The organism is Rhizobium sp. AN5, assembly GCF_900215255.1.
In the GTDB taxonomy this organism is placed as follows: Bacteria; Pseudomonadota; Alphaproteobacteria; order Rhizobiales; family Rhizobiaceae; genus Agrobacterium; species Agrobacterium tumefaciens.
In genome coordinates, this window is the sequence record NZ_OCMJ01000003.1 from 1,617,716 (window position 1) to 1,644,327 (window position 26,612).

Consider the following 26,612-nt stretch of genomic DNA (forward strand, 5'->3'; position numbering starts at 1 on the left):
AAGTAAAATGACATTATCGGTGAAAAATATAACCAATGGATTATATATTCGATGGTCGAGCAGCGTATAAAGTTCCGGCATCTTCAGACCTTCGTGGAGGTGGCGCGCCAGAAAAGCGTCATTCGTGCGGCGGAAATCCTGCATGTCAGCCAGCCGGCGGTAACGAAAACCATCCGCGAACTCGAGGAGATTCTCGGCGTCTCGCTGTTCGACCGCGAGGGGCGCGGCATCCGCATCAGCCGCTATGGCGAGGTTTTCCTGCGCCATGCCGGGGCGACGATGACGGCACTTCGTCATGCGGTCGATTCCGTCTCGCAGGAGGCGGCGCGTGCCGGCCCGCCGGTTCGCGTCGGTGCCTTGCCGACGGTTTCGGTGAGGATCATGCCGAAAGCCATGGCTGGGTTTCTTTCGGAAAAAACCGGCAGCCCGGTCAAGATCGTCACCGGTGACAATGCCGTTCTTCTGGAGCAGTTGCGCGTCGGTGATCTGGATCTCGTCGTCGGGCGCCTGGCTGCGCCGGAAAAGATGGCGGGCTTTTCCTTCGAGCATCTCTATTCCGAAAAGGTGCGGTTCGTCGTGCGCGCCGGCCATCCGCTGCTGTCACCGGGCATTTCGGTTTTCGATCACCTGCACGAATTCCCGGTATTGATCCCCACCCGCCAGTCGGTGATCGGTCCCATCGTCGAGCAGTTCCTGATCGCCAATGGGGTGCCGGCCTTGCCGATCCGCATCGAAACGGTATCGGATGCGTTTGGTCGCGCGTTCCTGCGCACCAGTGATGCCGTCTGGATCATTTCGGAAGGGGTGGTCGCAGGCGATGTGGCGGATGGAACTCTGGCGATCCTGCCGGTCGATACCGGCGATACCAGCGGTCCGGTCGGCTTGACGGTGCGGGCCGATACGCAGCCCTCACTGCCGCTGTCGCTGCTGATACAGGCCATTCGCGAAGCTGCGCGCGAACTGCTCGACCCGAAGCCCGAAACTCTTTCCTAATAGGGAAGACCGACATAGTTTTCCGCAAGCGCCGTGGAGGCCGCGCGGGAATGCACGAGGTAATCCAGCTCCGCTTCCTGGATGCGCTGGCCAAATTCGCCGGTATCGGGAAAGCGGTGCATCATTGTCGTCATCCACCAGGAAAAGCGCACGGCCTTCCAGACGCGGGATAGCGCTTTCTGCGAATAGGAATCGATGCCCGCTTCCGACCCTTCACGATAAAATTCGATGAGCGCCTCGCTGAGATAATGCACGTCGCTGGCAGCAAGGTTGAGGCCCTTGGCGCCGGTCGGCGGCACGATGTGGGCGGCGTCGCCCGCCAGAAACAATCGCCCGAAGCGCATCGGTTCACACACGAAGGACCGAAGCGGTGCGATGGATTTTTCAAATGACGGCCCAGTCACCAGGGCATCGGCGTGGTTTTCCGGCAGGCGGCGGCGGATTTCATCCCAGAAGCGCTCGTCGCTCCAGTCCTCCGGCCGGTCTTCCAGCGAACATTGCAGGTAATAGCGGCTGCGCGTGTGCGAGCGCATGGAACAGAGCGCAAAACCACGTGGATGGTTGGCATAGATGAGTTCGTGGCTGACGGGTGGCACTTCGGCCAGAATACCGAGCCAGCCAAAGGGGTATATCTTCTCGAATTCCTTGATCGAGCGCTCAGGCACGGATTTGCGGCTGACGCCGTGAAACCCATCGCATCCGGCAATAAAATCACAATCTATCCGATGGCTTACGCCGTCTTTTTCATAGGTGACACAGGGGCTGGTGCCATTGAAATCATGAGGCTCCACGTTCGAGGCTTCATAGATTGTGGTAAGCCCCGCTTTTTCGCGGGCATCCATCAGGTCGTGCGTCACCTCCGTCTGACCGTAGACCATGACACGTTTGCCGCCGGTCAGATCGAAGAGGTCGATACGGTGATCGCGCCCGTCAAAGGCCAGCGAGAAACCGTCATGCGGCAGACCTTCCTTGTGCAGGCGTTTATCGGCGCCAACCTTTTCCAGAAGGTGCACTGTGCCTTCTTCCAGCACCCCGGCGCGGACCCGACCGAGGATGTAGTCCTTGCCGGCCCGGTCGAGAATGACGGTATCGATGCCTTCATTGGCAAGCAGCTGACCAAGCAGCAGACCCGAAGGGCCGGAGCCGATGATGACGACCTTGGTGCGCATTAGTTTCCTCCCGGAATTGTCTCCCGTCAAGAAATTGACCAAAGCGCGTGACAAGCTCAATGGACTTTCTGATCCGTAAATTGCACAATTCGACCATGATGTGGAGAGCCAGGGGCGACATGCGGGTTGCGGCGAATGAAGGCCTATATGGCGAGGAGACAGCGCAAGGAACCGCTTTCCGCTTTCATTGCGAGACGCTTTTTTCCAGAAGCAGCCTGCATCGCTTTGAAATCGGCCTGCACCGGCATGCCGCGTTCCTGCAAATCTTGTACATTTGGGGCGGCGAGGGCGATGCGTTGCTGGATGGTCGCACCGAGGCTATCCGCCCACCAGTCGCCATTGTCGTGCCGCCGGGTTTCGAGCACGGCTTTCGTTTTTCGCGCGATATTGGCGGGGTGATCGTCACCGTGCTGCCGGGCGCGCTTGCCGCATCCGTGCAGGCGCTGCTGCTGCGGAATTTCCAGCAGCCCGTATTGTTGCCGTTGCAGGATTTCTCCGGGGGCGACCGATTGCGCAGGGATTTCGAACATATCTCCGCGGAGTATGAAAGCCACGAGATAGGCCGGGAGGCCATGATCGAAGGTCAGCTTGCCACCGTGACTGCGCTTCTTGCGCGAGCGGCGCGGCCTCTGCTGGAGAGAACCGGGGAAGGCCCTGCGGAACAGCGCTTCGAACTCCTGCTGTCACTGATCGCCCGACATATTCGCGAGCCGCGCAAGGCGGCGTTTTATGCGCAGAAGCTCGGCCTTTCCGAGACCCATCTCAACCGTCTCGTCCGTTCCGTTTCCGGCCTCAGCCTGCAACGGCTTGTCGCCAGGCGACAGATCGAGATCGCCCAGCAGGAACTGATCTTCACCGTATCGACCGTGCAGATGATTGCGGAAGATCTCGGTTTTGCCGATCCGGCCTATTTCAACCGCTTCTTCAAGCGGGAAACAGGCATGACACCCCGGGCATGGCGATTGGCTGAACGGCGGAAAATGGGAGATGACGGCGTGGCTTCGGCCTCACCTCAGGCAAGCATTCTTCCCAGTTCACGCTGGACGGAAAGCAGTGCCGGCAGATAACGCTCCACCAAATCCTCCATCGACGCTACCGAGGCGGCAAGCCCGACATTGAGTGCTGCGACCGTCTGCCCACGCACGGTTTTCACCGGCACGGCAATGGAGCGAAGGCCGATCTCCACCTCCTGATCGATCAGGGCATAACCGCGATTGCGGGTCGCCTCGAGTTCGTCGAGCAGGGCGTCGATACCGGTCATCGTCTTTTCCGTCCGTGCCACCAGCCGCGAGTGTTCCAGGACCTCGCGCTGCCGTTCCGGTGTGAGGGCTGAGAGGAGAACGCGGCCCATGGAAGTGCAATAGGCGGGCAGGCGCGAGCCAGGCATGAGGGCGATGGACATGACCCGCTGCTGGGCGGCGCGTGCCACATAAACGATTTCGGTATCGTCCAGAATGGAGACTGATGTGCTGTGGCCGATCTCTTCCGAAAGACGGTCGAGAAGGGGCTGGACGATGCGCGGCAGCGGCATGGTGGCAAGACAGCCGGTTCCAAGCCGCAGCACCTTGGGCGTCACAGTGAAGAACTTGCCGTCATAGGCGGCGTAACCCATTTCCGACAGTGTCAGCAGACAGCGCCGCGTGGTGGCGCGGTCAAGGCCTGCGATGTCAGCGGCATCGGATATGGACAGGCGCGGGCGCTCGGCGCTGAACGCCTCGATCACCTTCAGCCCCTTGGCGAGACCGCCCATCATGTCTCTTTCATTGACGGCCATGTCACGCTCCATTTGTGCGATATACGAACAAAAATCATATAACGCACAAAATTGTTGCCGTCGAGGCGGATTCGGATTTAGCTCTGCGCCAAGCAGCCTTGCGAGTTCCCATTGCTGGGCTGGATGGAGGATTAATATGGACAAGACAATCAAGAGCGCGACTGATGCCATTTCCGGTATCGGCGACGGCGCGACGGTGATGATCGGCGGTTTTGGCGGCTCCGGCGCGCCCATCGAGCTGATCCACGCCCTGATCGACAAGGGACCGAAAAACCTGACGGTCATCAACAACAACGCCGGCAATGGCCGTATCGGCATTGCCGCAATGATCGATGCGGGCATGGTCAAGAAGATGATCTGCTCGTTTCCGCGCTCTTCCGATCCGCGCGCTTTCACCGATAGATATCTGGCCGGCGAAATCGAGCTGGAACTTGTGCCGCAGGGCACGCTTGCCGAGCGTATCCGTGCCGGTGGCGCGGGCATTCCGGCATTCTACACCCCGACTGCCTTCGGCACGGAGCTTGCCAATGGCAAGCCGATCGCCGAATTCGACGGCCGGTCGTATGTTCAGGAACGCTGGCTGAAGGCGGATTTCGCCATCGTCAAGGCCGAGCTTGGCGATACCTACGGCAATCTCACCTACAACAAGGCGGGGCGCAATTTTAACCCGCTGATGTGCATGGCGGCAGCCACCACCATCGCCCAGGTCTCGAAGATCGTCGCTGCCGGCGAGATCGACCCCGAGCATGTCGTCACGCCAGGCATTTTCGTCAATGGCGTCGTAGAAATCGCCGATCCGCAACAGGAAGAAATTCTCATTCGCGCGGGAGTAGCCTACGCATGACCCAGCCAATCAACACTCGCGACGATATCAAGCTTTCCAACGCCCAGATCGCCTGGCGCGCGGCGCAGGACATCGAGGATGGCGCTTACGTCAATCTCGGTATCGGTTTTCCCGAAATGGTCGCCCGTTACCAGCCGCCCGGCCGTCAGGCCATCTTTCACACCGAAAACGGCATCCTGAATTTCGGCGAAGCGCCGCCGGAAGGTGAAGAGGACTGGAACCTCATCAATGCCGGCAAGAAGGCCGTGACGCTGAAGCCGGGTGCCTCCTTCTTCCACCATGCCGACAGCTTCGCCATGGTGCGCGGCGGGCATCTGGATGTGGCGATCCTCGGCGCCTATCAGGTGGCCCAGAATGGTGATCTCGCCAATTGGCGCGTTGGCTCCAAGGGCGTGCCCGCCGTTGGCGGCGCCATGGATCTGGTGCATGGCGCCAAGCAGGTTTTCGTCATCACCGAACATGTGACGAAGAACGGCGAGCCGAAGCTTGTCGAAAAATGCGCCTTTCCGCTGACCGGCGTCGGCTGCATCACCCGCATCTATACCAGCCATGCGGTGATTGACGTCGTAGATGGCCGTTTCGTTTTGCGCGAAAAACTGGCGGCGATGAGCTTCGATGAATTGCAGGCCATGACCGGCGCGCCTCTCCATGTCGATGGCGAAGTTGCCGATCTTGTCGCTCCGGAACTTTGAGGAACAACCGATGACCGATGCATTCATCTGCGACTATATCCGCACACCAATCGGCCGTTTCGGCGGCGCATTGTCTTCAGTGCGCGCTGACGATCTCGGTGCAGTGCCTTTGCGGGCGCTTGTCGAGCGTAACCCATCAGTGGATTGGGAAGCCGTTGAGGACGTGATCTTCGGCTGCGCCAACCAGGCGGGGGAAGATAACCGCAATGTTGCCCGCATGTCGCTGCTGCTGGCCGGCCTGCCGGTTTCGGTGACCGGAACCACCATCAACCGGTTGTGCGGTTCGGGCATGGATGCCGTCATCGCCGCTGCCCGTGCCGTCAAATCCGGCGAGGCGGAATTGATGATCGCAGGCGGCGTGGAAAGCATGAGCCGCGCGCCCTTCGTGCTGCCCAAGGCCGAAAGTGCCTTTTCCCGCAATGCCGAAATCTACGACACGACCATCGGCTGGCGTTTCGTCAACCCGCTGATGAAGGCGCAATATGGCGTCGATTCCATGCCGGAGACCGGTGATAACGTCGCCGTCGATTATCAGGTCTCACGCGAAGATCAGGACGCCTTTGCCGTTCGCAGCCAGCAAAAGGCAGCCGACGCGCAGGCCAATGGCCGCCTCGACAAGGAAATCGTCTCGGTCACGATCCCGCAGCGCAAGGGCGATCCGCTGGTGGTGTCGAAAGACGAACATCCGCGCGCGACGAGCCTTGAAGCCCTTGCAAAGCTGAAGCCGGTCAACAAGCGCGACGGTGCGACAGTGACGGCGGGCAATGCATCCGGCGTCAATGACGGTGCGGCGGCTCTCATCATCGCTTCGGCTGAAGCCGCAAAGAAATACGGCCTGACGCCGATTGCCCGCATTCTCGGCGGAGCAACTGCCGGCGTTCCGCCGCGCGTCATGGGCATAGGCCCTGCGCCTGCCTCAGCCAAGCTTCTGGCGCGTCTAGACCTGAAACAGGAAGAGCTTGACGTGATCGAGCTGAACGAAGCCTTCGCCAGCCAGGGTCTCGCAACGCTTCGCCAGCTCTGCATTGCCGATGACGATGCGCGGGTGAATGCAAATGGCGGCGCGATTGCGCTTGGGCATCCGCTCGGCATGTCCGGTGCGCGCATTGCTGGCACCGCAGCACTCGAGCTTTCTCTGACCGGCAAGCGTTATGCGCTCTCGACCATGTGCATCGGCGTCGGGCAGGGCATTGCCGTGGCGCTCGAGCGGGTCTGACGGGATCGCGGCATTCGGTTCTGTTGAATGGTCCGGATGCCGCTGCCGCCGTGTCTTCACCTATGTCGGCAGGTGCTCAGGAACTCCACGCATGATTTTCTCGCGTTGGTGCATTCCAACTCCCCTCATTCCTGTGCTTGTCACAGGAATCCAGCCGACGCGCGTATGCGCGGCGGAGGGAGTCTTTTCAGCCGAAGGACTTGGGCTGGCTGGATCTCTGTGACAAGCACAGAGATGAGGGAAGTGGAAAAGCAGGCCTCGCACCGGACACCCCAGCCATCAATATTTATGCCGCGTGCTATGGCACCCCTCGCCGAAATCTCGGTATGCGTTGGATTCTATCATTATCCGTGACATGTTTTGCGGGGTATGACAGGGTTCTTTCCGTGTAAGGGGTGTCTTCATGAAGCGTCCGACAATCACAGATGTTGCAAACGCCGCCGGCGTCAGCGTTGCGACTGTCGACAGGGTGTTGAATGGTCGCCTGCCGGTGCGTGAAGAAACCTCCAGACGGGTGTTCGAGGCGGCGGAGAAGATCGGCTTTCATGCCACCAACATCATCCGCCAGCGCATGCTGGCCGATCTGCCGTCCTATAATCTCGGCATCATTCTGCGGAAAGAACGGCACTCCTTTTACCAGACATTTGCCGATGAGCTGGAGCTTGCGGCGCGCAACGTGAGGGATCGCCATCTGAACCTGCGCATCGAATTTGCGCAGTCGGGCGAGCCGAGCGAGCTTGCGGGCCTTCTGTCCGGCATGAAAGGTCGGGTGCAGGCCGTGGCGGCCACCGGGCCTGACTATCATGACGTTACGGCGGCCGTTGAGGCGCTGAAGGCGAAGGGTATTCCCACCTTTTCCCTGCTTTCCGATTTCGCGCAGGGTGTGCGGGAGGCCTATCTTGGCGCGAATAACATGAAGGTTGGGCGCACGGCCGCCTGGATGATCTCGCGGCTGGCGCGCAGCAAGGGCAAGGTGCTTCTTTTGCTCGGTGGCCACCGTTTTCACGGTCATTCGCTGCGGGAAACCGGTTTTCGCAGCTACATCAGGGAATATGCGCCGGAATTCGAGGTGATGGATGCGCTGATCACGTTGGAAACGCGGCGGCTGACCTACGAGCTTGTCATGGACACCATCGCCAAACACCAAGATCTCGTCGGCATCTATTGCATCGGCGGCGGCATGGAAGGCGTGATCGAGGCCTTGCAGCAGGAGAACCGCCAGGAAACCATCGTCTGCCTCGTGAACGAGTTGACACCGGAATCCCGTCAGGCGCTGCTTGAGCGGCGTATTACCGGCGTGTTCCAGACGCCGCTTCGCGAACTATGCACGGACCTTGTTGCCACGATGGTTCACACCATCGAACACGGCATGGCGGAAACACCGGGACAGAGATTTGTGCCCGCTCATCTATGGGTTCCTGAGAGCCTTTGATGGTTTGATAGATTCTATCATAAATGCCACGTCTATTTCTATCAGCCATGATGGTTTTGCCCGCCGAAGACGCGTTGACGCCGGCCCCGGACTAGAGTCATGTTGCCGGCATGTGGAGCGGGCAGGAGGCTGATCCACGACAATAACGATGTTTCAAGGTTGCCAAACGCCGCAGATTTCCATCTTCGGCGACGGGTATCCTTTTGCCGGAAAGCGGTTGTGGCGCGATGCACTTGCGGCTGTGCAACCGGTTTCTTTTCAAGAGTTTCGGAGGAGGACGACATGAAAAGACATTTTGCGATTGCGGCTCTGGCCACCATGCTGGCGACCACGGCTTCGGCTCAGACCATCGGCGTTTCGATGGCCCTGTTCGACGATAATTTCCTGACCGTGCTGCGTAACGGCATGATCGACTATTCGAAGGGCATGAACGGTGTCTCGCTGCAGATCGAGGACGCCCAGAACGATGTCGGCAAACAATTGAGCCAGGTGCAGAACTTCGTCGCCGCCGGTGTCGACGCCATCATCGTCAATCCCGTCGATACGGATGCGACGGTGGCGCTTTCGCAGGCGGCTGCCGCAGCCGGCATTCCGCTTGTCTACGTCAACCGCCAGCCGGTCAACCTCGACAATCTGCCGGACAAGCAGGCCTTCGTCGCTTCCGATGAAAAACAGTCGGGAACGTTGCAGACGCAGGAAGTCTGCCGGCTTCTGAAGGCTGCCGGCAAGACGGAAGCCAAGGCGGTGGTGATGATGGGCGAGCTCTCCAACCAGGCGGCGCGGATGCGGACTGAGGACATCAAGGAGGTGGTCGCCACTCCGGATTGCAGCTTCATCAAGCTCGTTGAGGAGCAATCCGCCAACTGGTCGCGCACGCAGGGGTCGGACCTGATGACCAACTGGCTCTCGGCTGGCGTTGAGTTCGATGCGGTGATTTCCAACAATGACGAGATGGCGATCGGCGCGATCCAGTCGCTGAAGGCGACCGGCCGGCCGATGGACGGCGTCATCATCGCGGGTATCGACGCGACCCAGGATGCACTTGCCGCGATGGCGGCAGGCGAACTGGATGTCAGTGTTTTCCAGAATGCCGCCGGCCAGGGCAAGGGCGCGGTGGATGCCGCGCTGAAACTCGCCAAGGGCGAGACGATCGACAAGAAGGTCTTCGTGCCCTTCGAACTCGTCACACCCGCCAACCTCAAGGATTATCAGGCGAAGAACTGATTTCGGCATTCACTGGGAATGCCGGCAATAAACCAAGGGGCCGCTCATGGAAAAGCAGGCCCAAGGCCGCGGTCTCTTCTCCCGGACCGCGGCCTAACCTGTCCGCAACGACCTCAACAGATATCGACGACAAGGAAGCGTAAATGCGCATCGCCATCGACCCGTTCATGCACCGCCATCTCAGCCTCGAAGCCCTTCCCGCCAAAGTTAGGGAGCTCGGTTACGACTGGATCGAGCTCAGCCCGCGCGCCGATTTCCTCGAATGGTTCAAGGCGCCACGCGTGTTTCCCGAAAGGATCCGCTCGTTCAAGAAGGCGCTTGCGGCCGAAAACGTCAAGATTGCCTCGCTGCTGCCGATGTATCGCTGGGCCTCCAATGACGAGACAGAACGGAAGGCGGCAGTGAAACACTGGAAACGCGCCATCGAGATCGCCGTCGAACTGGAGGTCGACACGATGAACTCCGAATTTGGCCGTGGACCGCATCCCGACAAGGGTTCCTGCTATTGCTGCCATACCGGCTCGATGATCGAGGCCTGCGAGGATGCCTGGTGGCGCTCCATGGAAGAACTTGTACCGATCTTCGAGCGCGAAAGCATCAATCTGCATGTCGAGCCGCATCCGGAAGACTGGTGCGAGACGCTTCAGCCGGCGCTCGACATCATCCGCACCGTCAATTCGAAGAATGTGAAGTTTCTTTATTGCGCGCCTCACACCTTCTATTTCGGCGACGACACCAAGGCGATGCTGCGCGAAGCGAAGGATGTGCTCGCCCACGTGCATGTCGGCGACACCTTCAATCACAAGGCCAGTTCAGGGCTGCGCTACATTCTCAACCCGCCCGGCACGCAGGCGCGCGTGCACCAGCACTTGAACATCGGCCAGGGCGAGGTGCCGTGGGACGACTTCTTCGGCACGCTTTCCGAAATCGGCTTCGACGGCATCATGACCTCCTGTGTTTTTGCGTGGGAGGACAGGGCCGATGAATCGGGCAGGTTCATGTGCGCCGAGATCAACAACTATATCGAAAAATACCGCAAGTGAGGTTTTTCCCATGACTGTGAGAATTGGTGTCATCGGCACCGGCGCGATTGGCCGTGACCATGCCCGCCGCATCAACAAGGTCCTCGGAGGCGCAAAGGTCGTGGCGCTGAGTGACGTCAACCCCGCATCCGCCGAGGCGGTGAAGAACGACATTGCTCCGGACGCCGTCATCTTCGCCACCGGCGAGGAACTGATTGCATCGCCGGATGTGGACGCCGTTCTGGTGACCTCCTGGGGTGCAACGCATGAGCAATATGTGCTGGCCGCCATTGCCGCCGGCAAGCCCTGCTTTTGCGAAAAGCCGCTGGCGACAACGGCCGAAGGGGCAAAACGCGTCGTTGACGCCGAGGTGGCGCAGGGCAAGCGGCTGGTTCAGGTGGGCTTCATGCGCCGTTATGACGCCGGTTATGTGGCGTTGAAACAGGCCGTCGACAGCCGGATCGGCGCGCCGATCATGGTGCACGCCGCCCATCGCAATCCGGCGGTTCCGGAGCAATATGTGACTGCTATGGCCATCCACGACACGATGATCCACGAGATCGACGTGTTGCGCTGGCTGCTCGACGATGACTATGTTTCGGCGCGGGTTCTCTTTCCCCGCTCGGCGGCCAGAAGCCATGCGCGCCTGAAGGATCCGCAGATCGTCATTCTGGAGACCGCCAGGGGCACGATCATCGACGTCGAAATTTTCGTCAATTGCCATTATGGCTATGATATCCAGTGCCAAGTGGTGGGAGAGGATGGCATAGCCAGCCTGCCGGAACCCATGTCCGTCCAGACGCGTCTCGGGGCCAAGCTGCAGAACGATATCCTGACCGACTGGAAGGATCGCTTTATCGCGAGCTATGATGTGGAGTTGCAGGATTTCATCCATGCGGCGGCGAAGGGGACCGCGGCCGGACCGAATTCCTGGGACGGTTACGTGGCCGCCATCACATCCGATGCCTGCGTCGCCGCGCAGGAAACCGGTGGCGCTGCGGTCGCCATCGAACTTCCCGCGCGTCCTGCCCTTTATAAGTGAGGATATCTCATGCGTTTTGCCATCAACCACATCACCGCACCAAAACTCTCCCTCGAGGACTTCTTCGCGACAGCGCGCAATCTTGGCCTTAGCGAAGTCGAAATCCGCAACGACCTGCCTGACATCGTCGGCACGGTGGACCCGGCTGCGGTGAAGGCCGCGGCCGAAAAGGCCGGCGTGACGATCATCTCCATTAACGCGCTTTATCCCTTCAACGTCTGGTCGGGCGATCTGCCAAAAAGGGCAGTCATGATGGCTGATTACGCCGCCGCAAGCGGCGCGAAGGCGCTTGTCATGTGCCCGCTCAACGAGGGCCGGCAGGTACCGTTCGACGATCTCGTGGCCGCGCTGAAGGCCATGAAGCCCATCCTTGAGGAACGTGGGCTGACTGGGCTTGTCGAACCGCTCGGTTTCCCAGTCTCGTCGCTGCGCACCAAGGCTGAGGCCGTCAAGGCCATCGACGCGGCAGGCGGAGGCGATGTCTACAGGCTGGTGCACGACACCTTCCATCATCATCTGGCAGGAGAGACGGTGTTTTTCCCCGAACGCACCGGCCTCGTCCACATATCAGGCGTGACCGACCCCGCTGTCTCCGTCGCCGACATGCTGGACGCCCACCGCGTTCTGGTGGATAGCGACGACCGGCTGGAGAATCTTGCCCAGATCAGGACGCTGGAGGCAGCTGGCTACAAAGGGCCTTACAGCTTCGAGCCTTTCGCGGCTGAGGTGCATGAGTTGAAAGACCCGGCTGCTGCCGTCAGAGACAGTATCGACCATATCTCCCAGGCGCTATGACCGCCTCACCGTCTGCGGTTTGCTGCAGGCGGTGCTTGCGTTCGAATACAAGCTGATTGGCAGAAAACACAGAGAAATCAATTCCGCTTTTACGGATGATGCTGTACTCTTTGCGTGACAAAACAGAGCAGCAATCGGGCTCGGGTATTCTTGAAATCAACTGCTTTGAGCAGGCTTTCTGCCCGCCCCATCCTTAAAAGAGTGGGTGAATTTCCCTTTTATGAAAATAGACAGGAAAACGACGCTTAAGGATGTGGCGCAGCAGGCGAATGTGTCGCTTAGCACCGCTTCGCACGCCCTTAACGGCACGGCCCCCTTGACCACGCTGGTGCGCGAGCGGGTGCTGGAAGCGGCCCGTTCGCTCGGTTATCTCGAAAACCGCCGGCAGAAGGCGACGATTGCGACCCTGCGCGTGGTGTTGCTGGCAATGACCAACGATGCGGCTCCGCAAAGTGATCTCAACATGGTCAGCTGGACGATGCTGAACGGTTTCCGGCGCGAATGCGAACGGCGCGGCATTCGCATCGTGCCCTTCGTCAGCGCCACAAGCCGGCTTGACCCTGTCGCGGTGGCGCAGGCGGCGGATGCCGACAATGTGGATGGCATCGTGGTGTTGAACGATGACCGGTCGCAACTGGTTCATGCGCTTTCGGCGCTCGGCAAACCAGTGGTACTGATCAATGGCGAGGACCCGGCCATGATCGTCGATACGGTGACGGCCGAGAACCGTTTCGGCGCCCGCCTCGGCATCGAGCACCTGCTTTCCCTTGGGCATCGCAATATTCTGCACATTACCTGGAAGGGGCGCACGACGATCCGCCGCCGATACGACGGCTATAGCGACGCATTTCTTGCGGCGGGGTTTCCGGTGCCTGCGGATATGGTCATTGAGGTGGAGAGTTATGAACCCCAATGGGGCGAAACCGCCATTCGTCGCCTGCTGGCCGAGGAGCGCCCGCTCAGAAATGCAACGGCAATTTTCTGCGCTGCCGACAATCTGGCCCTCGGCTGTCTGAAAGCACTGACGGAGGCCGGTGTCCGGGTTCCCGATGACGTTTCGGTATTGGGTTTTGACGATATCATGCCGGCGGCCTTCAGTGCGCCGCCGCTCAGCACCATTCAATTGCCCGCCGACAGGCTGGGTGGTGCGGCACTTTCCCTGCTGGAGCAGCGGCTTGTCGCCGCCGACCCGACCCGGCCTGCGCACCGGCTGGAACTTGGCTGTCGACTTGTGCTGAGGGGCAGCATCGCACCGCCCCCCAAATGATACCGAGCTTTTACTTCATGCCCGTCCCAGCAATGCCTGTCGTGATATAGCGTTGCAGGAACAGGAACACGACGGTAACCGGCGCCAGGCTGAGGAAGGTCATGGCGAGAATATAGTGCCATTGCACCGAGAACTCGCCCTGGAAGGCGTTCAGACCCACCTGCAGCGTGAAGTTCTCGCGGCTGCTGAGGACAATCAACGGCCAGAGGAAGTCGTTCCAGCGCCACAGCACCGAGAAGATTGCGAGAACCGCTAGTGCAGGTGCCGTCAGCGGCAGGATGATGCGCCAAAAGATGCGGAATTCGCTGGCCGCATCGACGCGCGCGGCTTCGATCAGTTCGTCCGGGATCGTCAGCATATATTGCCGGAGCAGGAACACGCCGGTTGGTGTCGCGACGGTGGGAATGATGACACCCCAGAGATTGTCGACAAGGCCGACACCGACGATAACAAGATAGGCTGGCACCATGACGACGGTAAGTGGGATCATCAGGGTGGAGATGATCAGCACGAAAATCGCCTTCTCGCCGCGGAAGCGGTATTTCGAGAGAGCAAACGCCGCCATGGCGTTGACGATCAAGGTTAAAACCGTCGCGACAACAGTGACGAAGACCGAGTTTTTCAGGAAAGTCAGGAAGTTGAACTGGGTCAAGGGATCGGTGAAGTTCTGCGTCGCGATCGTCAGTTTCTGGACGGGCGACATTTCGCGTGTGTCGACGCTGACCGGCGGGCCGGGATTGGCCGGATCCACCATCTGCGCCTTGATGCCAACGCGCCGGACCATGGCCATCTCCCGCTCCATGCCGTCGATGGTGACGGTCCAGAGGCTGAGCGGCCTGTCATAACCTGGAACTTCCACCTGCACGGCGGCGCGCGGCAGAAGGCTCGGCGGAAACCGTGTGATCTCGGCTTCCGGCTTCAGCGAGGACATGGCGGCCCAGACGACGGGTATGAGCACCGCGAGCGTTCCGCCAATGAGCCACACCCAGGAGAGAATATCGGTGAGGCCGATCCTGCCGGGGCGGCGGGTTCGCGTCAGGAAAGTGACTGCGTTTATATTGCCGGACATGATCAGGACTCCATCTTTTTGCCGAGGCGCAGTTGCACGAGCGTCAGCGCGAGAAGAACAAGGCCCATCAGAACCGATGCGGCGGATGCGAGGCCGAAGAGCCTGAGATCGCTGCCAAAGGCCATCTGGTAGATATATTGCACCACGAATGTATTGGCCGTGCCCGGCCCGCCGCCATTGGTCAAAACCCAGGCCTCATCAAATATTTGCACTGAGCGGATCATCAAAAGGATCAGTACGACGAGAAGGTTGGGAGCCAGCAGCGGCAGCGTGATGCGCAGCAATGTGCGCCGGGGCGAAGCGGCGTCGATTGCGGCTGCCTCATAAAGGTCTTTGGGAATGGCCTGCAGCCCGGCCAGCAGGATGAGCGTGTAAAAGCCCATGTGGAACCAGACGGATACGACCACGACGAAGAAGCGCGACCAGCCGACATCCAGCAGGAAGATTTCCGGCGGCACGCCGAGCATCTGGAAGAAGGCGTTCAGCAGTCCGTTGCGGTCAAGAAACCATTTCCAGATGAGGCCGATGACGACAGGTGACAGCAGTACGGGATAAAAGAACATGGCGCGGAAGAAGCCGCGCGCGGCAATCGCCCTGTTAAGAATGAGGGCCGTGACCAGCGCGACGAACAGCGTGGCGACAACGTTGAAGCCGACGAACCAGAGCGTGTTCCAGATCGCTGTCCAGAACAGCGATTCCCGGCAGCTTCCGGGGTCCATATAGCTCTGGCAATCGAGTAGCTTGCCGAAATTCTCCAGACCGACAAAGGGGCGGTCGGTGATCAGCAGCTCGGTGCCGCCGGTAAAGGCGTAACCGACGGCAATGGCAATCGGCAGGAAGGTGAAGATGCCGAAGAGAACGAGGTTCGGCATCAGGAAAATATAGGGCATGCGCCTTTTGCCGATCAGCCGCTCTATGAGGTTGAGCGGCACTTCGGCGATTGCCATCACGGCGTCGAGCACGCGGTCGGACAGTCTCGCAAGCGTCGGATTGGCCATGCTAATCTCTCCCGTGGCTGTCAAGGCGCGGCAGCGCCAGTTCGGTTTCGGGGTCGAAGACATGCACCCTTTCGCGCGCCGGCATGATGTTCAGAACTGAGCCTGAAGCGGGTGCGAAATGGCCGGCCTGGTGCACGATGATCTGCTCTTTCTGGCCCTGAAGATTGCCGTAGAGATAGGTCTCGGTGCCGAGGCTCTCGTGATACTGCACTTCGAAGGGCAGGCCCTTTTCCTGCGTGATGACAAAATGCGAGGGGCGGATGCCCGCCAGAACTGCCTGTCCGGGGGTAGCCACGGCGGGATCGACGAGGCAGGGCAGGGACACGCCGTATCCGGTGTCGATTGCGAAGCCGCCGTCGCTGCCGGCGACGAATGTGCCCTTCAGTATGTTCATGCGCGGTGAACCGAGGAAGCCGGCGACGAAGAGGTTGCGCGGATTGTCGAAAAGCTCGAGCGGGCTGCCCACCTGTTCGATGCGGCCTGCGCGCAGCACCACGATCTTGTCGGCCATAGTCATGGCTTCCACCTGATCGTGGGTCACATAGATCATCGTCGTCTTGATATCGCGATGCAGCCTTGTGATTTCGGCGCGGGTCTGCACGCGCAGCGCCGCATCGAGGTTCGACAGCGGCTCATCAAACAGGAAAATGTCAGGCTCGCGCACGATGGCACGGCCGATGGCGACGCGCTGGCGCTGGCCGCCGGAAAGCTGTTTCGGCTTGCGGTCGAGATAGGGTTCGATGGCCAGCATGCGCGCAGCCTCGTTGATGCGGCTTTCGATTTCCGCCCGCTTGAAACGCAGGTTTTCAAGGCCGAAGGCGAGGTTCTTGCGCACACTCATATGCGGATAGAGCGCATAGGACTGGAAGACCATGGCGATCTTGCGCTCGGCCGGCGAGAGCGCGCTGACATCGCGTCCGCCAATACCGATGGTGCCTGACGTCACATCCTCAAGGCCGGCGATGATGCGCAGCAGCGTGGATTTTCCGCAGCCGGAAGGGCCGACGAAAACGACGAATTCCCCGTTCTCGATCTGAAGATCGATATCATGCAGGACATGAACGGCACCGAATGCCTTGTTGAGGTTTTCCAGCTTCAGACTTCCCATTACCTGCTCCCTTCGGGCAAGGTCGTCTCTGCGACGATCTCTTTTGCATTCCAGCCCTCGGGTAAGGGCATCGTTCTTCCAATGGCAACGTCGCGCGCAGAAAATCCGTGAACGCCGGACAGATAGATCGCAGGCATGCCGCCGGGGTAATCTTCAAGTCCAACGATCCTGCCGTCGGCGCTGCGTGTCCAGGCATTGGCGCGGCCGGCAGCCTCCGGGCTTGGTGCAATGTCCGCATTGGTCGGGCGAAGATCATATTGCAGGCCGGTACCGAGTTTACCGGGCTGCTGCGACAGCGAAATGCGCGCGAGCGTGACATTGTGGATGCCGGCGCTCGATGTGGCGACGAGGTTTATCGCTCCTTCCATCGAACCGCTCAGGTCTTCCACCGCAAGGTTTTCAACCTTGCCGGCCTGACGTTCCGGGCGGCGGTCTACCACGGTGACAGTCACGGCTTCGCCCGATCCCCAGAAACCGCCCGGTGTTTCGTGGCACTCTGCCTCGATCCGCGAAAAGCGGATGTTGCGCATGGCGCCGCCATCGCGGGAGAAAAGGCCGATGCCGCGATTGGATGCGATGACTTTGCAGTCCTCGAACACCACATCGGTGAAATCGCCGAAGGATTCCGTGCCGAGCTTCAAGGCGCAGCTCATGCTTGAGACAGTGCAGCGGCGAACCGTGATATCGGCGCAGGCGCCAACAGCCTTGCCATCCGGTCCTGCGCTGGTCTTCAGGCAGATACCGTCATCTGCGGTGGAAATGGAGCAATCCTCGATCAGTGCGCGCCGGCAGGCATCCAGCACGATGCCGTCGGTGTTGGGCAGGCGGCGATCGTTTTCGACACGGATGTTGCGGAAACTCAGATCTTCGCAATCGACCATGTGCAGGGTCCACATTGGCGAACCGCTGACGACGAGGTTTTCAAGGCGAACGTCGCGGCAGGATTCCAGGACAATGACACGCGGCCGCTTTTTCGCCGGCACATAGGTTCCCATGGCTTCGTCGTCACCGATGATGAAGTTCTCACCGCCAGCCTCGATAAGGCCGGGGCCGGTGACGGCGATGTTGCTCGCGCCCTTTGCGACGATCATGCCGCGATCGGAATCCTCGGCGATGACAGAAACGGACGTATGGGCATAGGCGTCGTAGTCGGAAATCGGCGCGAGCACCGCGTCTTGTGCAAGGTGAAGTTCCACGCCGCTTTTAAGATGAAGGCCGCCGCTGACATGCCGTCCGGCCAAGAGCGACACGACGCCGCCGCCTGCGGCCGATGCTGTATCTATTGCCTGCTGGATATCGGCAGTGGCGTCACGTCCCTCAGCGGCAATGGTGATATTGGTGTGAGCACTCATGATGCCTGCGGCCTTTTCAGAAAGACGTCGATCAGGAGCAGCATCGTCAGCGCCTGCCCATAGGGTGTCGGCAAATTGGGAATGCGGCGGTAGAAATCGAGGTCGTGGCCCATGGGCGTTCCGTCCGACACACCGTGCACGACGCCTTCGTCATCGATATTGCCCAGCACCGCCTTCAGCGCCCGCTCGGCATGGGCGCGGTTTTCTTCGCCGAGAATACCTGCCTCGATGCCGCGCAGAATGCCATAGGCGATGCCAGCGGTTGCCGACGTCTCGACCGGCGAAGTCGGATCGTCGAGGAGCGTGTGGAACATGCCATCCTCGCGCTGATACTGGCGCAGCGAACGCACCTGGCTTGCAAGCACATTGGCGAGGAAACGTTTGTCCTTTTCGGCAAGCGTCGGCACCAGTTCGAAGAGTTCGGGGATTGCAACGGTGATCCAGGAATTGCCGCGTGCCCAGAAGGCATGCGCAAAATTGTGGCGTCCGATGAAGGTCCAGCCGTGATACCACAGCCCGGTCACGGGGTCTGACAGGTAACGCGCATGGATCATGAACTGGTAGACTGCCTCATCGATCCAGTCCTGACGTTTGCAGACCACACCGGCGCGGGCAAGGAACAGACAAGCCATGAACAGCGTGTCGTCCCAGAGTTCACCCTCGTTAAGCCGCTCCTTGACCACGTGCTGGAAGCCGCCATCTTCGGTTTTCGGCAATTTATGCACAAGCCAGTCGGCCCAGTCTTCTACCAGCGCCCGGAAATCCGGCCGGTCGACATGTTCGGTGAGGATGACGAGCGGTAGCATTGGCGCGGAACTGTTAATCTGGCGCGGCGGCAGGCCACGATCGATCTGCCAGCCGTACCAGGTCACGAGATCGTCCAGAGCCTTCTGGTCGTTTGCGGCAAGCGCCCGGCGCAGGAAGCCGTAAAGGCCAACGCCCACTTCCCAATCCCATTCATCGAACTGGATCTTGCCGTCGGAACTGCCGCTTGCCAGGCCTTCCTGTATGCCCTTGAGGCGGCTGAAGGCGGCGGCGACGCTGTCGATCGTCGTTCTGAGAGTGTCTTTCTCGATGCTTTGCTGGTTCATCTGGTCATTCCGCTTAGGAGTAAAATGGCTGTGCCACGCCGTTGCCTGCGGCGGTTTTGGCACTGTCGAAGGTGATCTGTGGCTGTGGCTGCTCGTGATCGAAGGCCATGGCTTGCCCGCCGATGGTGAAGGTGCCGTCCCAGTTGAGGGAGAGTTCGGGGCCACCGGGCGGCGTGACCGAGAGCAGGCGCCTGTCGGCGTCGAACATGACCTGCGTGGCGAGAATTCTTTCGCGGAAGCGGGCGAATGCGTTCGTATCTCCGCAGCCGATGATGCCGATCCAGCCGGCGCGGCGGCCAGGGGATCTGATCTCGCGGCCGGTGGTAGCGCCTGCCGTGACAGGCTCAAGACCATTGGTTGCATGAAGTGCTGCAAAGCCGCGGCCCGCGCGGGTGATGAGCCAGTTACCCTTCGTCACCACCTCGTCCAGCCCGTCGCGACCGAGATAGGCATGGGTCCAATCATTGCGGTGATCGTCCGTATCGAAGATCATCATGGCGATATCCCGGTGCTGCGCTACGCGCGGCAGGATGCCGCTGCCCGCCCAGTAAGAGGGGCGCTGCGTGCCCCAGGGGTCGTCTTCGCCCGGATGGTTGACCCACAGCCGCGCCATCGGATGGCCGGCAAGTTTGATGTCCATGACGTGCTGCTGGTGGCCCTTGCGTCCTGTCTTGTGGTCCACCACGGTGGAAAGCTGGGCTGCTTCGTTCTTGAAAAGCGCGAGCTTGCCCGGCTCCAGTCCCTGCGCATAACGCGCCTCGACCATGCGGCCGCCTGTCAGTTGCGACAGGGCGGCAAGATGCGGCGGCGGCAGGTAATCTCCACAGCAGAACATCGGCAGCGAGGCGACGCCATTGTTGAGCCAGCCCTGACCGAAGGCAACTTGCGCAAAAGGTGCAAGTTCCGTCATCGGCCCGGCGCGTAGCTCCTTGTCATAGGCCCTGCCTTGGGAACCGGAGGGAACGCCACCAAGCGTATGCAGAGCGATCATTTCGAAAATGAGATCGAGCTGGTGGCGGGCGCGGGCGGCAAGTTCCGGTTCGGCCCAATGTTCGATGGCGAGAAGGCCGATGAAATCCACCGGGTAATAGGCGGCCGAATTCCATTCGGCGAGACCGTGCGCCTCGACGCTGTCGAACCAGCGCTGCAGCCGGTCTGCGGCCAGCACCGCCTGCTCCCTGCCGGTGCGCCCGGAGGCGCTGAAGATGGCGTCCGGCAGATAGTCTCCCGCGAGCAGCTGGCTGGTATGGAAGCACAGAACGTGGTTCTCGCTCCAGAACCACATGACGTCGTTGCCGGGTTCGTCCACCCAGTAGCGATAGGAGAGAATAGAAGAGTTGATCCGCTCAAGCATCTGAGGGGGAAGCCGGTCACCATAGGCGCGCACCAGCCAGAGAAGTGGCACCAGCGCGAAATCTGAACAATCCTCGCGCCGGTCGATGGACCGCAGCGTTGCGTCGACGATGCCGGAAATCGTCTTCATGTCACCGCTGCCGGTAGCGACCATTGCCAGCGCACGGCCGATGCGCCATGCACCAAAGCGGGCGCTGAAGGACAGCGCGGCTTTCTTTCGCTCGGCAATATCGGCGGCGGCCGGCTGTGGCGCCGTATTGCCCATGAAGGCCGCGTCGATGACGCGCGTTACCGTTCCGGCACCTGAACCCATGGTGATCCTGACGCCATGATATCCGTCCGAAATGCCTGCCGTCTCGGGGATCGTCAGGGTCGATCGCCCGGCTTTCAGCACGGTATCGACCTCGGCAAGGGCGGCGCGCTCGTGGCCGTGGCTTTTCACCGCAATGTGGACGGGAAGGTCGCTGGCAGGTGCTGCCCCGAAAACCAGCTCGAGGGCCGCGCCGGAAAAAACGTCGCGTGCGGGGCGAACATCGCGCACCAGTGCGGCAAGACGTTTCGTTTGTTCCCGGTCGAGCGGCACCGGCAGTACGACGGTGAGCGGCGTGGCGTCGGTAACCTCAAGCTCGAAGAACCAGATGATGTCACGTTCCGCCAGATCTTCGCAAAGCAGCAGCACTTCGTTATCACCGACCGCAAGTTCGAGCGTTATATCGCGGCTGCTTTCGACATTGCGGATGAAGGGCTCAAAGCGGACCTGTTCCACTCCGCCCACCCAGATGCGCACGCCGCCGCAGGTGCGCAGCCGTAAATGCGCCTGTCTTGCGGTTTCGCTGCGGAACGTGCCTTTCAGCCAGCGCTGCACATGGGTCGGAACGTGCCAGAAACCGGTGAATTCAACGCGTCGGTTGGAACCCGGCAGGTTGAGGTGCGAAACCGTAAAGTTGGAGTCGGGCGCGATGTCGCGCTCGATCATCGTCTGTTGAAAGGCCTTGCGGCAAGGCAGGTCGCCAACATCCACAAAGCCGTTGATGAAGCGATAATTGACCCGGTCTTCCGCCGGTGCCGCAATTCCCGGAAATGAGGTTTCCACCAGATCCGAGACGATCCAGGCGGTAACCGTTTCGCCCTGCGGCACGGTATATGTGGGCTGCGACATGCCCGTCGCCAATGGTCCATCCGTCATAATGGATCGCCTCCCGTCGATCTTAATGAAATTATTTTCACAAATCTATTTTCGCTTTATTGCGTCGATTTGTGCGATTTAGCCGAAACAAACAGCTTGACGTTTATTCTGTCAAGTCGCAAAACAAGCGAAATCGAATTAAGACGAGGAGCCTCAATTCGATTTGTGAAAAGTTTTTCATTGGGAGGATGAGCATGCTGAAACTGTTTTCGGGCGTCAGCGCCCTCGTATTGGCCTCTATCGCCGGCCTTTCGGTCGCAGAGGCCGAGACAAGAACGATCACGTTCCTTTTTACGGATGACGACCAGGGTTATGTGCAGCGCATGTCTGAACTCAGCAAGGAGTTCGAGGCGGCCAATCCGGGCGTGAAGATCAACTTCGTGTCTTCCGGTTATGATGCCGTTTCCAAGCAGCTGCCGGTACAGCTTGCGGTGGGCGAGGGGCCGGATGTTGCCAAGATCACCGACTGGCAGCTCGCTTCCTACTATCTCGACATGCGCCCCTATATGAAGGATGCGGATGGCTTTGCCAAACTGCACGGTTCGAGCCTTGCCCAGCTTCGTCTGCCTGGTGTCAACGATCCGCAGTCGATCAACGGTTACATGGCCTCGCAGACGCTGAACCTGCCCTTCGTCAACAAGACGCTGTTCGAGCAGGCGGGTGAACCCTTGCCCGGGCCGACCGCGAAATTGAGCGAGATCGTCGAGGCGTCCGCGCGCGTCGCCAAGTCGACCGGCGTGCAGATTCCCTTCACCATGGACCGCTCCGGCCACCGCTTCTCCGGCGGCGCCTTCGCTTATGGTGCGACCTACGTGAAGGACGGCAAGTTCAGCTTCCCCGACGACGCGGCGAAAAAATACATCTCCGACATCTATTCATGGACGCAGAACGGAAGCTTCCCAAAGGAAATGTGGGGTGCTGCGGGTGGCTCGCAATACAAGAACATGGGCGATGAATTCGTCAACGGCAATGTCGTGACCTATGTGGCTGGCAACTGGATGGTCAATCCATTCCAGAACAAGATCGGTGACAGCTTCGAATGGACCGCGATCAACGCCCCCTGCGGCGATGCCGGTTGCTATGCCATGCCCGGCGGCACGGCGATTGTCGGCTTCAAGCGCACCAAATATCCCGAAGACGTCGCCCATTTCGTCGAATTTCTCGGCTCTGAAAAGGTGCAGCGGGAAATCGCCGAAAATTACGTGATCCTGACGGGCGCCGAAATCGTCGATCCGCAATACAAGTTGAAGAGCGAAAACGCCAAGGCGGCGATGAAGGTCTTCCTGGACAACAAGAAGAATGTGCCGCAGGCCGCCCGCGAATTCGAGCACGCCAAGGGCGGTACCGCCATGTACCAGCAGATCGTCCAGCGCATGAGCCAGCTCATCGTCGGGGAACTGACGCTCGACCAGACCTACAAGGTTCTGGAAGACGATGTCGCCAAGATCAACGAGGCCGTTGCGGTCAAGAAATGATGAGCGCCCGTTCTTTCATCACGAAATAACGATGCTCTCGATCTGCCCGGAGTTATGCTCCGGGCATACTTCGCCGCTTGTTCGCCGGCTGTTGCGGCATATGCGATCTGACTTAATCAGCAAGTCGAAAAAAACTGCAATACGCCCGGCATAAAAGCTGACGGCGAGGCGCGCCGGAAGCTGCGTGCCCGCTTCGTCACGCGTCATTCGCTGAAATCATAGGATTCGTCATGGCTAAACTGAAGATGTCGTCTTTTCCGTTCGTGCGGTCGACCTTGCTTGCCTCCGTCGCATTGCTGGTTCTTGCCCCGAACGCACAGGCATTCGAGCGTACTCAACCCGCAGGTCAGGGTTATGCCATTACGGTGCCCGAACCCGCAGCAAGATATCCGCTGCCGCTTTCCGACACCTATCGCAACCAGACTGGCAAGAATGCCAAGGGCGAAGATGTCCGTGCCTATGACGACCGCGACAATCCCGTCATCGAAATCCTCTCGGGTTTTAATCGCATCTGGACGCTGGGCGATGAAAAATGGGCGGATGGCGGCGCCAATGGCGACGGTCCGAGTGATTTCAGCCATGTGAAGGCCGTCAATCCCGCTGTCTGGCAGGAAAACATGCGTTACGTGCTTTCCGTAACCGGTGAGAACCGCACCCCCGCCGCCGCCTTGAACGCCTATATGAAAGACCGCCGCTCGCAGGGTTACAGCATGATCGACGGCATGGGGCCGCTTGCTCCGTGGTATCGCGAAGGCGCGGGCGCGACGACGACGATCAACCACACCCTGGCGGATTTCGATCCGAACGAGGTCATCACGCGCAAGGAAGAAGACAAGGGCACCGAGGCTGGAGCGGCCGATTCCGAGCTGAAGGATGTCGTGGCCCTCATGAAGGTAATGCGTGGCCCGGAAGGCACGACGTCGCCAGCGAAATATTTCTATTCCACGCCGCGCCCATGGCGCATGAACGCCAAGGGCGAGGTGATAGAGACAGGCACCGAGACCATCGGCGACCGCAAGTTTGAAACTTACGACACCGATCCAGGCGTCGTTGTGCCCGCGCTCAAATATGCGCGCGAGAACCGTGGACGCGGCAAGGATGGCGGCTTTCCGAGCGGTCACACCAATGCCGCCTATCTCGCCGCCATCACTTATGCTTACGTTGTGCCGGAGCGGTTTTCCGAATTGCTGACTGCCGCTTCCGAGCTCGGCGAAAGCCGTATCGTTGCAGGGATGCATTCGCCAGTCGACGTGATCGGCGGCCGCATTACGGCCACCGCCATAGCCGCCGCTATTCTGCAGGATCCGAAAAACACCGATCTCAAGAAGGCCGCGCATGATGAATTGCAGGCCTATTTTGCCAAACGCTTACCAGCGGGACAGTCCCTGATCGACTTTGCCCATAGCGCGAAACCGGATGTAGACCCTTTTGCCGATGCGGCGACCAACGAGGCTGATTATCGCCGGCGTATGACCATTTCCTTCAGCCGCGACAAAACCGTTGGCGATGCGCCCATGGTGGTGCCGAAGGGTGCCGAGGTTCTGCTGGAGACACGCCTGCCTTATCTCGATGCCGCGCAACGCCGCGCAGTCCTGTTCTCCACTGGTATCGAGGCCGGTTATCCGCTGCTTGACAACAGCAATGGCTGGGGCCGGATCAATCTGGTGGCCGCCGCTGCCGGTTATGGCGCCTTTAACGGCGATGTCGACGTGACGATGGATGCTGCGGCGGGTGGGTTCAATGCGGCTGACCGCTGGACGAACGATATTGCCGGGGCAGGGCGTCTCGTCAAATCCGGCAGTGGCGCGCTCACGCTCACCGGCGCCAACAGCTATAGCGGCGGCACCGTCTTGCAGGACGGAATGCTTGTGGCATCCTCTGCCAATGCGCTTGGTACAGGTGGCGTTCTGGTCTCCGGCGGAACGTTTTTGCTGAACGGCGACAGTGACATCGTCATTGGTGGCGATTATGCCCAGACGGGCGGCACGCTGGCGCTTGATCCGCAAAAGGCTCCGCTGCGGGTCAAGGGCAACGCGACGCTTGACGGTGCAACCCTGCGGCTCGCCTTCGATGGCGCCGCACCCGCTGCCGGCACGCGCTTCAACGTCATCGCCGCAGACGGCCTGACCGGCACCTTCGCTGCGATCGACGCGGGCAATGTGAAGGTGCGACCGGTTTACACCGGCTCGGCGCTGTCCGTGGTGGTCGAATAGGCTGCGGGGCTAAGGTTTTGCGGGCGCGGTTTGATCGCCGCGCCCGGCCTACCAGGTTACAGGAAATAACGGACCCTGAGCGGCAGCAGGGTGGCTCCGAGTGCCGAGGAATCGCCTTCTGTCTCGCTGAGCACCAGTTTTGCTTCCTGCGGGCCGATGCCGTAACGGTGTTCGCGTTGCGAGGGCATGTGTACACGTTCGATCATCATCCGGCCGAGTGCGCGCGGCAATTGTCCACCAAAGACGATCGCGTGTGGATCGAGAACCGCAATCAGGCTCGCCACCAGCCGGTCCACCTGCGGCATGGTCCGCTCAAGCCATTCCTCGACACCCGGCCAGGCAGGGTCAAAATGATGATAGAGCGCTTCGATCGAATCTATCTCGCTCCCGTGTTTTTGCAGCGTCGTGATCAGATATTGCAGCGCCGGCCGCCTGTCGGCTTCATCCGGGTTGAAGATGCCGCTGAATTCACCGGCATTGCCGTGAAAACCGTAGAAAGGCTGGCCTCCCAGAATGAGGCCGCCGCCGAAACCATAGTTGAAAGATAGATAGGCGAAGGTCTGGCACCACAGTCCCACGCCGCGAAGGCTTTCGCCGATCGCACCGGTAGTTGCGTTGTTTTCCAGCCAGACCGGCAGACGGAATTTCTCTTCAAGGATCGGTTTCAGGTCCATCAGCGACCAGTCGCGCAATGGTTCCGGCGCGTTGAACGCCCGATCTTCCGACACGAAAAATCCCGACATTGAAAAGCCGAGGCCGAGCAGGCGTTCGCGCGGGATGCCGTGGTCCGCCAGCAACCGTTCCAGAGCGAGCGACAGTGCGGCAAGCGTCATTTCGCGATCGCTGGGAAGCATCCGCAATTTTTCTTCGACAACCACCATGCAGCGGAAATCGGCGATGCAGATCACCACGGAGTCAGTGTTGATGGAAATTCCGAGCGAATAGGCCGCCTCAGGCACCAGTTCAATGGTCGGGCTCGGCTGGCCACGCGTTCCTTTAAGCGGTGCGCCGGTACGCAAAAGGCCGCGTTCCAGCAGGCCTTCGATCAACCGATGCACGGATTGTTGCGTCAGGTTCGTGTGACCGGTGATTGTTGCACGGGCAATGGGGCCGTGGCGGCGCACGACGCGCGGCGAAACCGGCATTCCCTGGGTTGCCGCCGCAACGCCTGAATTGATGGCCGTGACGGAAACTCTCTGGCCGGAGACCGCGGAATTGGTGCCGGCCGAACTTGCCTGAAATTCCCATGAAAACCGGTGCCGGGTGAGAGATTCAGGCACCCGGCACCAACCAACGG

General features: G+C 60.2%; 23 protein-coding genes. 13 read left to right on the forward strand and 10 right to left on the reverse strand.

Annotated features, from left to right (window positions below; all coding sequences use genetic code 11):
• Positions 1 to 51 precede the first annotated feature (51 nt).
• Positions 52 to 993: a pca operon transcription factor PcaQ gene (gene pcaQ, locus CRP02_RS10875; RefSeq protein WP_097171055.1), complete on the forward strand. Its 942-nt coding sequence runs from the start codon at positions 52 to 54 to the stop codon at positions 991 to 993.
• Here pcaQ and pobA read toward each other — a convergent pair.
• The gene (gene pobA, locus CRP02_RS10880) at positions 990 to 2,162 is read right to left on the reverse strand and encodes a 4-hydroxybenzoate 3-monooxygenase (RefSeq protein WP_097171056.1); all 1,173 of its coding nucleotides are present in this window, start codon (positions 2,160 to 2,162) and stop codon (positions 990 to 992) included. The genes pcaQ and pobA overlap by 4 nt on opposite strands.
• A gap of 119 nt (positions 2,163 to 2,281) precedes the next feature.
• On the opposite strand from pobA, the gene CRP02_RS10885 reads away from it, so the two are divergent.
• Positions 2,282 to 3,229, forward strand: coding sequence for a helix-turn-helix domain-containing protein (locus CRP02_RS10885; protein WP_097171057.1), 948 nt, complete (start codon positions 2,282 to 2,284; stop codon positions 3,227 to 3,229).
• Here the strand turns inward: CRP02_RS10885 and CRP02_RS10890 are convergent.
• Positions 3,175 to 3,936 (reverse strand): IclR family transcriptional regulator, encoded by a 762-nt coding sequence (locus tag CRP02_RS10890; protein ID WP_097171058.1) that lies wholly within the window; start codon positions 3,934 to 3,936, stop codon positions 3,175 to 3,177. The two genes, CRP02_RS10885 and CRP02_RS10890, sit on opposite strands and share 55 nt — an antisense overlap.
• Before the next feature lie 136 nt (positions 3,937 to 4,072).
• Between CRP02_RS10890 and CRP02_RS10895 the strand changes: the two genes are divergently transcribed.
• From CRP02_RS10895 to CRP02_RS10940, 9 genes are all read left to right on the forward strand, one after another.
• Positions 4,073 to 4,780: a 3-oxoacid CoA-transferase subunit A gene (locus tag CRP02_RS10895; RefSeq protein ID WP_060642652.1), complete on the forward strand. Its 708-nt coding sequence runs from the start codon at positions 4,073 to 4,075 to the stop codon at positions 4,778 to 4,780.
• A complete protein-coding gene (locus CRP02_RS10900) occupies positions 4,777 to 5,472 on the forward strand; it encodes a CoA transferase subunit B (protein WP_004431045.1) in 696 nt (231 codons plus the stop codon). The genes CRP02_RS10895 and CRP02_RS10900 overlap by 4 nt, the downstream gene beginning before the upstream one ends.
• A gap of 10 nt (positions 5,473 to 5,482) precedes the next feature.
• Positions 5,483 to 6,688, forward strand: coding sequence for a 3-oxoadipyl-CoA thiolase (gene pcaF / locus CRP02_RS10905; protein ID WP_097171059.1), 1,206 nt, complete (start codon positions 5,483 to 5,485; stop codon positions 6,686 to 6,688).
• A gap of 403 nt (positions 6,689 to 7,091) precedes the next feature.
• Positions 7,092 to 8,120, forward strand: coding sequence for a LacI family DNA-binding transcriptional regulator (locus tag CRP02_RS10915; protein ID WP_097171060.1), 1,029 nt, complete (start codon positions 7,092 to 7,094; stop codon positions 8,118 to 8,120).
• A gap of 282 nt (positions 8,121 to 8,402) precedes the next feature.
• Positions 8,403 to 9,344 (forward strand): sugar ABC transporter substrate-binding protein, encoded by a 942-nt coding sequence (locus CRP02_RS10920; RefSeq protein ID WP_013762379.1) that lies wholly within the window; start codon positions 8,403 to 8,405, stop codon positions 9,342 to 9,344.
• Positions 9,345 to 9,487: 143 nt separating this feature from the next.
• On the forward strand, positions 9,488 to 10,387 hold the full coding sequence (locus tag CRP02_RS10925; protein ID WP_097171061.1) for a sugar phosphate isomerase/epimerase family protein: 900 nt from the start codon (positions 9,488 to 9,490) through the stop codon (positions 10,385 to 10,387).
• Positions 10,388 to 10,397: 10 nt separating this feature from the next.
• Positions 10,398 to 11,408, forward strand: coding sequence for a Gfo/Idh/MocA family protein (locus tag CRP02_RS10930; protein WP_097171062.1), 1,011 nt, complete (start codon positions 10,398 to 10,400; stop codon positions 11,406 to 11,408).
• A 9-nt stretch (positions 11,409 to 11,417) separates the two neighbouring features.
• Positions 11,418 to 12,203: a TIM barrel protein gene (locus CRP02_RS10935; protein ID WP_097171063.1), complete on the forward strand. Its 786-nt coding sequence runs from the start codon at positions 11,418 to 11,420 to the stop codon at positions 12,201 to 12,203.
• A 220-nt stretch (positions 12,204 to 12,423) separates the two neighbouring features.
• Positions 12,424 to 13,470, forward strand: coding sequence for a LacI family DNA-binding transcriptional regulator (locus CRP02_RS10940; RefSeq protein ID WP_179783987.1), 1,047 nt, complete (start codon positions 12,424 to 12,426; stop codon positions 13,468 to 13,470).
• A 10-nt stretch (positions 13,471 to 13,480) separates the two neighbouring features.
• Here CRP02_RS10940 and CRP02_RS10945 read toward each other — a convergent pair whose 3' ends face one another.
• From CRP02_RS10945 to CRP02_RS10970, 6 genes are read right to left on the reverse strand one after another with little or no spacing between them, the layout of a single operon-like run.
• The gene (locus tag CRP02_RS10945; RefSeq protein ID WP_013762383.1) at positions 13,481 to 14,539 is read right to left on the reverse strand and encodes a carbohydrate ABC transporter permease; all 1,059 of its coding nucleotides are present in this window, start codon (positions 14,537 to 14,539) and stop codon (positions 13,481 to 13,483) included.
• Between the two features lie 2 nt (positions 14,540 to 14,541).
• Positions 14,542 to 15,537, reverse strand: coding sequence for a carbohydrate ABC transporter permease (locus CRP02_RS10950; RefSeq protein WP_004431062.1), 996 nt, complete (start codon positions 15,535 to 15,537; stop codon positions 14,542 to 14,544).
• 1 nt (position 15,538) lies between these two features.
• A complete protein-coding gene (locus CRP02_RS10955) occupies positions 15,539 to 16,645 on the reverse strand; it encodes an ABC transporter ATP-binding protein (RefSeq protein WP_076844710.1) in 1,107 nt (368 codons plus the stop codon).
• Positions 16,645 to 17,997 (reverse strand): glycoside hydrolase family 28 protein, encoded by a 1,353-nt coding sequence (locus CRP02_RS10960; protein ID WP_097171065.1) that lies wholly within the window; start codon positions 17,995 to 17,997, stop codon positions 16,645 to 16,647. The genes CRP02_RS10955 and CRP02_RS10960 overlap by 1 nt, the downstream gene beginning before the upstream one ends.
• Positions 17,994 to 19,088 carry a glycoside hydrolase family 88 protein gene (locus tag CRP02_RS10965; protein ID WP_013762386.1) on the reverse strand — a complete coding sequence of 365 codons (1,095 nt, stop codon included), beginning with the start codon at positions 19,086 to 19,088 and terminating at the stop codon, positions 17,994 to 17,996. The genes CRP02_RS10960 and CRP02_RS10965 overlap by 4 nt, the downstream gene beginning before the upstream one ends.
• A 13-nt stretch (positions 19,089 to 19,101) precedes the next feature.
• The gene (locus CRP02_RS10970) at positions 19,102 to 21,627 is read right to left on the reverse strand and encodes a hypothetical protein (protein WP_097171066.1); all 2,526 of its coding nucleotides are present in this window, start codon (positions 21,625 to 21,627) and stop codon (positions 19,102 to 19,104) included.
• Between the two features lie 194 nt (positions 21,628 to 21,821).
• Here CRP02_RS10970 and CRP02_RS10975 point away from each other — a divergent pair, with 194 nt between their 5' ends.
• On the forward strand, positions 21,822 to 23,102 hold the full coding sequence (locus tag CRP02_RS10975) for an ABC transporter substrate-binding protein (RefSeq protein WP_097171067.1): 1,281 nt from the start codon (positions 21,822 to 21,824) through the stop codon (positions 23,100 to 23,102).
• Between the two features lie 18 nt (positions 23,103 to 23,120).
• Here CRP02_RS10975 and CRP02_RS10980 read toward each other — a convergent pair whose 3' ends face one another.
• Positions 23,121 to 23,309, reverse strand: a complete 189-nt coding sequence (locus CRP02_RS10980) for a hypothetical protein (protein ID WP_097171068.1) — start codon at positions 23,307 to 23,309, stop codon at positions 23,121 to 23,123.
• A 23-nt stretch (positions 23,310 to 23,332) separates the two neighbouring features.
• On the opposite strand from CRP02_RS10980, the gene CRP02_RS10985 reads away from it, so the two are divergent.
• Positions 23,333 to 25,315: an acid phosphatase gene (locus CRP02_RS10985; RefSeq protein WP_097171069.1), complete on the forward strand. Its 1,983-nt coding sequence runs from the start codon at positions 23,333 to 23,335 to the stop codon at positions 25,313 to 25,315.
• A 56-nt stretch (positions 25,316 to 25,371) separates the two neighbouring features.
• Here the strand turns inward: CRP02_RS10985 and CRP02_RS10990 are convergent, their stop codons facing one another.
• On the reverse strand, positions 25,372 to 26,460 hold the full coding sequence (locus CRP02_RS10990; RefSeq protein ID WP_097171329.1) for an ROK family protein: 1,089 nt from the start codon (positions 26,458 to 26,460) through the stop codon (positions 25,372 to 25,374).
• Positions 26,461 to 26,612: the final 152 nt, after the last annotated feature.